General features: G+C 43.3%; 10 protein-coding genes. 2 read left to right on the top strand and 8 right to left on the bottom strand.

From position 1 onward, the window contains the following. Positions 1-602: 602 nt before the first annotated feature. On the top strand, positions 603-1,955 hold the full coding sequence (locus tag AC4MCD_RS01045) for an OprD family outer membrane porin (protein WP_491876420.1): 1,353 nt from the start codon (positions 603-605) through the stop codon (positions 1,953-1,955). A 100-nt stretch (positions 1,956-2,055) separates the two neighbouring features. Here the strand turns inward: AC4MCD_RS01045 and ppa are convergent, their stop codons facing one another. After that, on the bottom strand, positions 2,056-2,592 hold the full coding sequence (gene ppa / locus AC4MCD_RS01040) for an inorganic diphosphatase (RefSeq protein WP_005233448.1): 537 nt from the start codon (positions 2,590-2,592) through the stop codon (positions 2,056-2,058). A gap of 121 nt (positions 2,593-2,713) precedes the next feature. Further along, a complete protein-coding gene (locus AC4MCD_RS01035; RefSeq protein WP_034703876.1) occupies positions 2,714-3,112 on the bottom strand; it encodes an MAPEG family protein in 399 nt (132 codons plus the stop codon). Positions 3,113-3,212: 100 nt separating this feature from the next. Between AC4MCD_RS01035 and AC4MCD_RS01030 the strand changes: the two genes are divergently transcribed. Next, entirely contained in the window at positions 3,213-3,593 is a 381-nt protein-coding gene (locus tag AC4MCD_RS01030) for a hypothetical protein (protein ID WP_419363911.1), read from the top strand. Positions 3,594-3,635: 42 nt separating this feature from the next. On the opposite strand, the gene AC4MCD_RS01025 is transcribed toward AC4MCD_RS01030, so the two are convergent. From AC4MCD_RS01025 to AC4MCD_RS01000, 6 genes are all read right to left on the bottom strand, one after another. Continuing rightward, on the bottom strand, positions 3,636-5,312 hold the full coding sequence (locus AC4MCD_RS01025; RefSeq protein WP_180011317.1) for a long-chain-fatty-acid--CoA ligase: 1,677 nt from the start codon (positions 5,310-5,312) through the stop codon (positions 3,636-3,638). A gap of 150 nt (positions 5,313-5,462) precedes the next feature. Continuing rightward, positions 5,463-7,682, bottom strand: coding sequence for a DNA topoisomerase IV subunit A (parC, locus tag AC4MCD_RS01020; protein ID WP_491876419.1), 2,220 nt, complete (start codon positions 7,680-7,682; stop codon positions 5,463-5,465). Positions 7,683-7,845: 163 nt separating this feature from the next. Then, complete coding sequence (niaP, locus tag AC4MCD_RS01015; RefSeq protein WP_491876418.1) at positions 7,846-9,165, bottom strand: niacin transporter NiaP; 1,320 nt, start codon at positions 9,163-9,165, stop codon at positions 7,846-7,848. A 131-nt stretch (positions 9,166-9,296) separates the two neighbouring features. Continuing rightward, positions 9,297-9,941, bottom strand: a complete 645-nt coding sequence (locus AC4MCD_RS01010; protein ID WP_034169794.1) for a trimeric intracellular cation channel family protein — start codon at positions 9,939-9,941, stop codon at positions 9,297-9,299. A gap of 61 nt (positions 9,942-10,002) precedes the next feature. Continuing rightward, the gene (locus tag AC4MCD_RS01005) at positions 10,003-10,467 is read right to left on the bottom strand and encodes a YchJ family protein (protein WP_180003771.1); all 465 of its coding nucleotides are present in this window, start codon (positions 10,465-10,467) and stop codon (positions 10,003-10,005) included. A 75-nt stretch (positions 10,468-10,542) separates the two neighbouring features. Further along, positions 10,543-12,123: a TerC family protein gene (locus tag AC4MCD_RS01000; protein ID WP_491876417.1), complete on the bottom strand. Its 1,581-nt coding sequence runs from the start codon at positions 12,121-12,123 to the stop codon at positions 10,543-10,545. Positions 12,124-12,240: the final 117 nt, after the last annotated feature.

Raw genomic sequence — 12,240 nt, 5'->3', positions numbered from 1 at the left:
TGAAACTATTTTCGCTTTGATTAAATTTTGTGCTAAAAAAAGGTGCAGAAATAAAAGGTAAAGAAGCAGATTACTCTATTCGAGTTTTTGATTCTTGCCCAAACTCAGAAATTTCTGGATTAAAAAGTTCAAAATAGTGCTAAGCAACAAAAAGTGACTCTCATAGAATGACTTTTTATTATTCGGCAATCTCTGCGCATTTTTGGATTTATAAATATTTAAATTAAGTATTTATATATTAAAATTCAATAATTTATAACAAATTTCTACTTTTAAGAAATTATTAATGAAGAGTCTGATACAGAAAATGAAGATTTTGAATACTTAACTTTTTCATTCTAAGAATTTTAATTTTAAATATTATTGATGCACTCATGAGTCAAATCCTTCAGAGAATTTATATTTAAAAAACATCTTTGTTTTTATTTGTTTTTTTACTATATGGTCAGGATTTATACTGTTAGATATCTTACTATTATTTACTTTAGATTAAAAAAAATCCCTCGACTTTAGTGGAATATCGTAAATAAAAATGACATTTATTCAGCGAATCTTATACAATTCCTAAAAATTTCCATCAATTTGTATAAGGCTCTCTCCCAATGCAAAACACAAAAAAATTAACATTGGCAGTTTTAATTCAGGCTGCATTGATCTCAACCGCTTTTGCTAGCGAGCAAAGTGAGTCTAAAGGTTTTGTAGAAGACGCAGAAGGATCTGTACTTTTCCGTACTGGTTATTTATCTCGTGATAAGAAAAATGGCGTAGCAGATACAAGTTCAGCTGCACAAACTGCAATCGTGAAACTGGATTCTGGCTTTACTCAAGGTGTAGTCGGTTTTGGTGCCGGGATCATCGGTGATGCTTCTTTCAAACTAGGAAACAACAAAAATGCCGGTAATGGCATGATTCCTCGTGAAAATGGTTTCAATGCTAAAGGTGATTACGTTAAAGGCGCTGGCGATACTTATGATCATTGGGCGCGTGGTGGTGCTTATGTGAAAGCTCGTGTATCTAATACCACTGCTGTATATGGTACCCAAGTTTTAGATCTTCCTGTATTGGCATCAAATACTGCACGTCTCGTTCCTGAATACTTTGAAGGTGTATTAGTTACTAGTAATGAAATTGATAACCTGTCATTAACAGCTGGTAAATTTACTAAAAACCAATATTCAGACCAAATCGACTCTGATGGTAACGAGCTGGATCGTGCGGTTGTTTGGGGCGCAAAATATAAATTTAGCGATGCTTTAAACGCTTCTTACTATGGTACAGATATTAAAGACCGTTTAGACCGTCATTATGTGAATGCGAATTATAGCTATGCAGTAGCCAATGGCGGCACTTTAACTCATGATTTCAGTGGCTATCATACTGAATGGGATAAAAAAGCTGACGGTGGTGCATATACTTATTCTCATACCACAAATGACTTAAGTAACTTAAGCAACAATATCTGGGCTATTTCTACTACTTACAATACTGGTCCGCACAATGTCATGGTGGCTTACCAACAAAATACTGGTAACACAGGCTATGACTATGGTTTGGGTCGCGGTGTAGGTGATGGTCATCAAACAATTTATCTACCAAACTCATACCTGTCTGACTTCATTGGTAATAATGAAAAATCAGCACAACTTCAATACACATTTGACTTCGGTGCTGTAAATGTTCCTGGTCTATCTTGGACTTCAGCATTTGTATATGGTTGGGATATTGATGTACCAGCAGACCCTGAAGGCGATCGTTCAGTGTTAGCGACTAGCGATGCTCATGAACGTGAATTCTTTAACCAGGTGAAATACACTGTTCAATCTGGTTTTGCTAAAGATGCAAGCTTGCGTTTACGTCACTCTTACTACCGTGCAAGCAATGATTACCAATCTAACTACATTGGTGACACCAACGAATGGCGTATCTGGTTAGATATTCCTGTGAAATTATTCTAATTCACTCGAATTTCAAGCCATAATAAAAAACCTGCACAATGTGCAGGTTTTTTTGTTTAAGCTTTAAAAAGTTAAAGACTTAAACTGAAAAGCAAATGAATTATTTATTTGCTTCTGCATAAGCTGCAATTGAGCTGAGTACTTCTTGTTTCGCAACATCAGCACCTTCCCAACCACTTAACTTAACCCATTTGCCTGGTTCCAAGTCTTTGTAATGCTGGAAGAAGTGTTCGATTTGGCTGATCAGTAATGGAGGAAGATCAGTATATTCTTGAACATCTTTGTAGATCGGAGTCAGTTTGTCGTGTGGAACTGCAACCAGTTTCGCATCAACACCACCGTCATCTTCCATGTTTAGTTTACCGACAGGACGGCAACGAATTACAGAACCTGGCTCTACTGGATGTGGAGTTACCACCAATACGTCTAGAGGGTCGCCATCTAGAGAAAGTGTATTTGGTACATAACCATAGTTTGCTGGGTAGAACATTGCTGTACCCATGAAACGGTCTACAAATAATGCATCAGAATCTTTATCGATTTCATATTTGATTGGTGCTGCATTTGCAGGAATTTCGATAATTACATAGATGTCGTTTGGCGCATCTTTACCCGCTGGGATATTGCTGTAGCTCATAGCATCACTCTTTAACAAGTTATATCTTTTAAAAACCGCGACAATTATAACGGTTTTTACAGATTTTTTTTGATTTTAAAATATCGAACTGTAAATATCTCGGCCTGTCTTTATTTTTGGCTTAAGAGATCTTGATAATCAATAGCAGTAAAGTTATTGGACATAATAAGGACAACAGCCAGACAATTGAACGTAAGGTCGACCAGTTCGCCAGATAACAGATCCCATAGATGACCCGAAAAACCAGATAGGCAATCCCAAAGGTCATCACCAGACTTTGTGAAACGACCATATATTCTGCCATCAGAATCGAGGCGATAAAGAGTGGTAAGCTTTCAAAGCTGTTCTGCTGAGCGGCATTGGCACGACTGGCCAGGCCTGTAGACTGTTCTAAAAATGCCCGCGGATTCTGATTGTCTTTTGCACGAAACCCTGCCGATTTTTTAGCAATCAAGGTAAAAACATAAGGTAAAAGACAAGCTGCCAAAATGAGATAGATAACCCCACTAATGCTATGCATCTGATTTTTCTCTTGAGAATTTTTATGTCTATCATAGCATGGCGTTTCGTGAATAAATTTTGTTAAATAGAGTGTTTTTATAAATGATTAAGGATTCACTATGGTCAGCCCTGATCAAAATGAAATGTTCGATGTCCTCGAGAAACAGCGCCAGCATCAACGTCAAGTGGATCGCGTATTAAAAATCGTATTGCCGATTGTTGCATTTCTGATGGCCGTCATTTGTGCCAATATGAATATCTGGTCTCCCCTCTTTACCTTTGCCATCTTATGGATTGCCTTCTATGCGGTAGGCATCAAGCGTATGCCGATCTGGCACTGGGTAGTCGCGATCATCATCTATTGCCTCATAGATAATATTCTCAGTTACGGCAGTTTTAATTTGAGAGGATTTAACCGCCAGTTTGGTACCATGTTTATTTTCTTGGGTGTGATCGGTGTAGGACGTCCTTACTTTGACCGCTGGCTAATGAAAAAATAGAATTAAAAAAAAGCGCCCTCAGGCGCTTTTTTATTGCAGGATTTATGCAGTCTTACGTAGGTCTTTACGCAGGATTTTACCTACGTTAGATTTCGGTAATTCATCCATAAATTCAACATAACGTGGGCGTTTATAACCGGTCAGGTTTTCTTTCGCAAATGCCAGAACTTCTTCAGTCGTCAATGAAGGATCTTTCTTCACAACGAACAGTTTTGGCACTTCACCTGATTTTTCATCTGGTACACCAATTGCAGCCACTTCCAGTACTTTCGGATGTTTTGCAACGACTTCTTCAATTTCAGAAGGATAAACGTTGAAGCCAGAGACCAGAATCATGTCTTTCTTACGGTCAACGATTTTGATATAACCACGTGAATCCATTACACCGATATCACCAGTACGGAAGAAGCCATTCACCATCACTTTATCGGTTTCATCCGGACGGTTCCAATAGCCTTTCATCACCTGAGGACCACGGATTGAGATTTCACCCTGTTCACCGAGTGCAACTTCATTACCGTCATCATCCAGAATAGCAACTTCAGTTGAAGGCAACGGAATACCAATCGTACCGCTGAATTCTTCAGATGCTGGTGGGTTTGCAGTTGCCACTGGAGAAGTTTCAGACAGGCCATAACCTTCAATGATGTTAGTGCCGGTAATTTTCTTCCAAGCTTCTGCAGTAGAAGGCAGAACCGCCATACCACCGCCCATCGCCATTTTTAAACGGCTATGATCCAGTTGCTTGAATTCTTCATTGTTTACAAGCGCATTAAACAGCGTGTTTACAGCAGGGAAGAATGTTGGCTGGTATTTACGTAACTCTTTCATCACCGCAGGCAGGTCACGCGGGTTAGGAATCAGAACGTTGGCCTGACCTTTATACATGCCGTAAAGTGCACAGACCATGAAAGCAAAGATGTGATAAAGCGGTAAAGCACAGAAAATACGGTCATCTGGCTGGCCATCTTGTGCACCGAATTTGCTCTGGAAGATACCATCACACTGCAACAGGTTAGCAACCAGGTTACGATGGGTCAGTTCAGCACCTTTAGAAACACCAGTAGTACCACCTGTGTACTGAAGTACAGCAGTATCACTTAAAGTTAATTCAGGGCGTTTATAGTTGCTTGGATTTACCTTGTTCAGTGCAGCATTGAACTTGATGTGACCTGGAATATCCCATGCCGGAATCTGCTTACGTACTGAACGCAATACAAAGTTCACCAAAGTACCTTTTAAAGCACCCAGCATGTCACCCACAGAAGCAACAACCACGTGTTTCACAGGCGTTTTGCCAATAATTGACTGATAAACGCTGGCAAAGTTCTCAATAATGACCAGAACTTCAGCGCCAGAATCTTTTAACTGATGCTCAAGCTCACGTGATGTATACAGTGGATTTACATTTACCAGCACTAAACCAGCGCGGAACACCCCCAATGCTACGACCGGATACTGAAGAACGTTTGGCATCATTACGGCAACACGTGTGCCTTTTGCCAGACCCAAACTTTGTAAATATGCTGCGAATTTACGACTAGCTTCTTCCAACTCATTGAACGTTAAAGTCTTATCCATAAAGATAAAGGCATCACGTGAGCCAAATTTTTGGAAATTGCGTTCAAAAATATCAACCAGAGATGTATTTTCTGCTGGTAATTCTACAGTTTCTGGAATCCCTGTTTTTTGGTATTCAGCGAACCAAATCTTTTCCATAATGCCAATCTCTCCAATCATAATCCTTAGTAGTTCAACTGTTTTTTTCAATGCTGCACGTCATTTTTTAGACTTGTATATGTGCAACATTGTATCCATTTGTCGAATCGTTACTCATATATAACGTATTTCGATTCATGGATGCTAGTATTATCTTTGAATCAACAGTTTATTTGCTTTTTGATATCCACGTGGTAACAGGGTTCCTTTAGAGCCTCGTTTCCCAATATATTTTTGCAGGTCATCCCCTTTAAGTTTTAATTGTTGCTGTCCTGCAAGCACTTGAATTATTTCATCAAGTTTCAATATTGTCATGGATAAAATTTGATCTTTATCTTCAAGTTGTATCAATTTATTACCTTTACCTTTATTGAGTACAGGTAATTCCGACAGATCAACAATCAGCAGACGGCCAGCTGAACTGAGTAGTGCAACATGAGTTGCATCTTCCAGCGGTTGCAGGTTCATGACCTGTGCACCTTCAGATAGATTCAGGAAAGACTTACCAGCTTTGGCATTGGTATCCAGCTGCTTGGCCTGGGTTTTAAATCCATAGCCTTTACTGCTGACTGCCAGGATTTCCGCATCATCTTCAGCGACCAACACCTGCTTGAAGCCTACCCCACTTGCCGGAGACAGTTTTGAACTCAATGGTTCACCAAGTCCTCGTGCCGATGGCAGGCTATTGATTGGTAAGCCATAGCTACGGCCACTATCGTCTAATACATAGACGCGTTGATTAGATTTACCTTGAGCATGACTGAGATACTGATCGCCCGCACGGAAATTCAGATTTTCAGCATCCACTTCATGCCCTTTAGCACAGCGAATCCAGCCCGCTTCAGACAATACTACCGTTACAGGATCCGCTGGCAGCATTTCAGTTTCATCAATAGCAGCGGCTTCGGCACGTTGTACGATTGGAGAACGGCGATCATCCCCAAATTTCTTGGCATCTTCTTTTAGCTCATTAATGATCAAGGTTTTTAAAGACTCAGGATTGGCCAACTGTTCACGAATTACGGCAGCTTTGGCTTCTAGTTCTTCCTGTTCGCGGCGCAGTTCCATTTCTTCAAGCTTGGCCAGATGACGCAGCTTGAGTTCTAAAATGGCTTCGGCCTGAATCTCATCAATACCAAAACGTTCCATCAACACCGGTTTAGGCTGATCTTCCTCACGAATAATCCGAATTACTTCATCAATATTCAGGTAAGCAATAATCAAACCGCCGAGAATATGCAGGCGTTTATCGATCTTGTTCAGATGATATTGCAGACGGCGAGTCACTGTAGTTTTACGGATTTCGATCCATTCCAGCAGAATACGACGAATCGATTTCACCTGTGGACGGCCATCCGCGCCAATCATGTTCATATTGACACGATAGCTGGATTCCAGATCTGTGGTCGCAAACAGGTGGCTCATTACCGCTTCAGCATCAATACGGTTCGAACGCAATACCACCACTAAACGTGTTGGATTTTCATGGTCGGATTCATCACGAACATCAGTGACCAATGGCAATTTTTTCGCCTGCATTTGATCCGCAATCTGGCTGATGATTTTTGAACCTGATACCTGATATGGTAATTCAGTAATCACGATTTCATTTTTATCAATGGTATATACCGCACGCATGCGGTAACTGCCACGACCTGTCGTCTGAATTTTAAGCAGTTCGGAGGGTGGCGTAATGATTTCCGCTTTGGTCGGTAAATCCGGTCCCGGAATGTATTCTGCCATTTTGGCATCGGTCAGGTTCGGATTACGGATCAGGGCGATAGTACCTTTCACCACTTCGCGCAAGTTGTGCGGTGGAATATCAGTCGCCATCCCCACAGCAATCCCGGTGGTACCATTTAACAGGATATTCGGAACACGTGCCGGTAAGTTAATCGGTTCTTTCATCGAACCATCAAAGTTATCCTGCCAGTCACAAGTGCCCTGTCCCAGCTCGGATAAAAGCAGTTCACTATATTGCGACAGTTTGGCTTCGGTATAACGCATCGCCGCGAAAGATTTAGGATCATCCGGTGAACCCCAGTTGCCCTGTCCCTCAATAAATGGATAGCGATAACTGAATGGCTGCGCCATCAGGACCATAGCTTCGTAACAGGCCGAGTCACCATGTGGATGGTATTTACCCAGTACATCCCCGACAGTACGTGCCGATTTTTTCGGTTTGCTGGTCCATTTTAGACCCAGTTCACTCATGGCATAGACAATACGGCGCTGTACCGGTTTCAAACCGTCACTGATATGTGGCAATGCACGATCCATAATCACGTACATGGCATAATTTAAATAAGCTTGTTCGGTAAATTCGGCTACGGAACGGTTTTCTGTCGCATGATGCGCAAGGCTTGTCATAACAACCTATAATCCTAAAATTCGTTTTTGTATCAATGTTTCTTATGCTAAGACTCAGCTGTGTGCTGCACAAGGGCAGTAAACTACACAGCGCGACAAATCGTGTCTTATGGGCTAAAAATATCCACTTTATAGCAGCTGAGCAACTAAAAAATCACCAACCTTATAAACCCATAGATTCTAGCGTCTTGCCCTTGGTCTCTTCACCCAGGACTAAAATGACCACAGCTACTGCGATTAATACTGCAGTAAACATGGTAAAGACATAACTGAAACCATTTGGCATCCCCATCAAATGGGTTACGGCAAAGGGTGCAGCAATCCCGCCAATACGACCAATTGCACCGGCCCAGCCTGAACCAAAAGCACGGATATTGGTTGGATACTGTTCTGGGGTATAGGTATAAAGAACGCCCCATGCCCCCAGATTAAAGAAGGACATCAGACAACCCCAGATCACGATCTCGGTGACACTACCGGACTGGCCAAAGAAATAGGCTGAAATCGCACACATGCCAATAAAGCCAGCCAGAGTCGCCTTACGACCGAGTTTTTCAACTAGCCATGCTGCCGCAATATAACCTGGCAATTGCGCCAGAATCATAACAAGGACATATTCAAAAGACTGCACGATGGTATAGCCTTCCTTGACCAGAAGGCTGGGTAACCAGGTAAAAATGCCATAGTAGGAGAAAACGATTCCAAACCAGATCAGCCACAGCATCAAGGTGCGGCGGGCAAAAATACCACTCCAGAGCTGGGTAAACGAGATATTCTGCTTGGCAGCCACGGGTTTAACTTCAAAGATTTCCATGACTTCGACGCCGCATTTGCGCTCAATCTTTTTAACCAGAGCCTGCGCTTCATCTACCCGGCCATGATTGATCAGATATGGCACCGACTCAGGCACCAGTTTCCAGATTACGATGGCATACAGTGCCGGTATCCCGCCAATCATGAATGCAGCTTGCCAGCCAAAATCAGGAATCACAAAACGTGACACCAGTGCAGCCACCAACCAGCCCAAGCCCCAGAAACTTTCCAGCAGCACAATGAAACGACCACGTACCCTTGCCGGGATATATTCACTGACCAGTGTCACCGCAACCGGCAACTGCCCCCCTAATCCCAGACCGACAATAAAACGGAATACCAGTAACCAGGTCAGATTCGGCGCAAAGGCACAGGCAGCAGTCGCCAGACTATAAACCACCAGCGTACTGGCAAATACCGTTTTACGTCCCCAGCGATCTGCGAGTCCACCTGAGAAAATCGCCCCAATCGCCATACCGATAAAACCGATCGAAACCACCCAGCTTTTCTGGTCAGCGCTCATCTGCCAGTCTTCAGCCATTTTCGCCAGAATAAAGGAAATCAATCCCGTATCCATGGCATCAAACATCCAGCCAAGACCAATCACCCATAAAAGAGTGTAGTGGAACTTGCCGATCGGCAAGCGCTGTATCCGAGAAACTAAATCCATAACAAAAATCTCTGATCAGGTGAAACGGGAGATGCTGCTGTCCCAACAGGAAGTTTGATTTTTTATTTTTTTATACTATGAATACGTACGCCTGCGGGAAGTTTTCCCTCCCGCGGTTACCATAATTCATATCAAGACTCGTCTTTGGATGAAGCGGACTGTTCGTCATCATCCTTATAAATAAACTTCGGCATTTCCAGACCGAAATAGATCGCAATCAGACGCAAACTAAAGCCAAAAATTAAGGTAGAAATAATGGTCAGTTCGAGTGACAGACCGAAATTGCTGCAGAGCCAGTAGAAAATAACTGCAACGAAGGAAATACTGGCATACAGTTCACGGCGGAAGACTAAGGGCACATCATTACATAAAATGTCACGTAAAATACCGCCCGATACCCCAGTTAGGACACCGGCGACCGCACTGACTACAAAGCCATGCCCCATTTCCAGCGCAATCTGACAGCCAATGATAGTAAAGCCGATGAGGCCCAAGGCATCCAGTACCAGGAAGATATTGCGTAAATGGCGCATCCATTTGGCAATCAGGATGGTGACAAAGGCGGCACAACAGGTCAGTACCAGATATTCCGGGTGTTTAACCCAGGTCAAGGGATAATGGCCAAGCAGTACATCACGTACCGAACCACCACCGAGCGCCGTGACACAGGCAATAATCGTAACCCCGAACCAGTCCATACTACGCCGACCGGCAGACAAGGCTCCGGTCATGGCTTCAGCGGTAATTGCAATAATATAGATGACGGTCAGTAACATCGCCCTGCTTCCACCTGAGGCTTTGAGATGGCGGCTATTCTAAGCTAAATCTATGTGAAAATTATAAAAAATGCGCACAACATTGCTTAAATTTTTTCCCGGAGCCACAGATGCACGGCTGTTTCATTGTAAGCTGTTGATCTGTCGTTGGATCCAGAAAATACCAGCGATTCTCGAACTTCACAAAATGTGAAATTTCATGATGAATCTGGGCCTGCTTGCCATCGTGATAATGTGCTTTGAACTCGACCAGCGCATGGGTCTTGTCCAGCTTTTCATTGGCTTGTACAATTTCCAGCTTCAGCCATTGATTGCTTCGGCTCCATTCAGCAATAGCTGGCATGTCCAAAGCCTGCTGCTGTCCACGGGCGGTAGTCTGCTGGATATAATCAATTTCATGCTTGGCAAAGGCACTATACCGCGAGCGCATTAATTGCTCGGCGCTTTGGGCAAATTGCTGGCCCTGATGTAGTGGCTGGCAACAGCTTGCATATTCACCTCGTCCACATGGACATGCTTCTGACATTTCAATTCCATAAAAAATAGCCCGACAATGCGGGCTATTTTAGCAAACTTTTAGCTGACCTCTTCGGGCGTTGAACTAGTCTTTCCGGTTCGCAGGCGCGATTATATGTACCTTATCAATCTTGTGGCCATCCATAGTAACCACCTCAAAGATATAATCATCTGCTTCGAGCTTTTCGCCATTTTCCGGCAAGCGTCCCAGATGGAACAGGATATAACCCGACAAAGTTGAATATTCTTCAGTTTCATTGACCAGATCACGATCCAGAAGCAGTGACACATGGCGAATATCAGTTGAACCATCCAGAATCAGGCTGCCATCTTCCAGGCTCTCTACCGCTGCTTCTAGCTGGTCTTCATCTGGGAATTCACCAGCAATAGCTTCCAGCACATCAATCGGTGTCGCCACCCCTTCAATGGAACCATATTCGTTCAATACCAATGCCATTTGTAGCGGTGCCTGACGTAGCTGATCCATGACCATCAAGACCTGAGCATTTTCATGCACAATCACTGGTTCACGCAGATGCTTTTCGAAGTCTAAAATACCTGTTTCGATGTATTCGTTCAGAACTTTATGGGTCAGCACGACCCCAGCAATATTGTCCAGTTCGCCACGCGCCACAATCAGGCGTGAATGGCTCATATGCAATAACTGCTCTTTGATGCTGGCATGATCATCTTCCAGATCAATCCATTCCAGTTCAGGACGTGGTGTCATCACCGATTTCACCGGACGTTCTGACAGGCCAAGTACACCTTGAACCATGACACTATGGTAGACCCCACTTTCGTCATCATCAAAGACTTCATCAGCAAAGGCACGAGTCGCCAGTACATCTTCCGGTTCAGAAGAATCATTGTCCTGAGCCGGTTTACCACCCAGCATACGCATTACGGCAGATGCAGTACGGTAACGCATATCAGTAGTGGTGACCATTTTTTCCTGATTGCGCTTCATGGTCTGGTTAATAAACTCGACAATCACCGAGAAACCAATCGCGGCATACAGATAGCCTTTCGGAATATGGAAACCGAAGCCTTCAACCACCAGCGAGAAACCGATCATCATAAGGAAGCCCAGACAGAGAATCACTACTGTCGGGTGCTTGTTAACGAAATCCATGAGGGCTTTAGAAGCCCACAACATGATACCGACCGCAATAATCACGGCAATCATCATCACAGACAGATCTTTGACCATACCGACTGCAGTAATCACGCTGTCGAGCGAGAACACGGCGTCCAGTACCACGATCTGCACAATCACCATCCAGAACACCGCCTGAACCGGATTTTCTTCCTTGGTTACAGGTTTGGCTTCCAGACGCTCATGCAATTCCATGGTGCCTTTAAACAGCAGGAACACACCACCAAATAATAAAATCAGGTCGCGTCCTGAAAATGGATGCTCAAAGATATGGAATAACGGTTCGGTAAGCGTCACCACCCAGGCAATCGATGCCAGCAACACCAGTCGCATTAACAGGGCTAAGCCCAGACCGGTAATACGCGCCACATTACGCTGTTCGGGTGGAAGTTTTTCAGCCAGAATTGCAATAAAGACCAAGTTATCGATCCCGAGTACAATTTCAAGAACAATCAGTGTGAGTAAGCCAATCCAGGCAGAGGGATCTGACATCCATTCAAAAATCATCGCATCTGCTCCCCTAACCGAGGAGAAAGGCAAGTATTTGCATGATGAGATACAGGTTGATACCCGACTTGAATTAAAGACTTGATAATGTGACGTTTTATTAAATTAAAGCGCCAA

It is taken from the genome of Acinetobacter sp. CAU_H_78, assembly GCF_058599365.1.
Note: the sequence above shows the minus strand (reverse complement) of the source record. Positions and strands in the feature narration are given on the sequence as shown.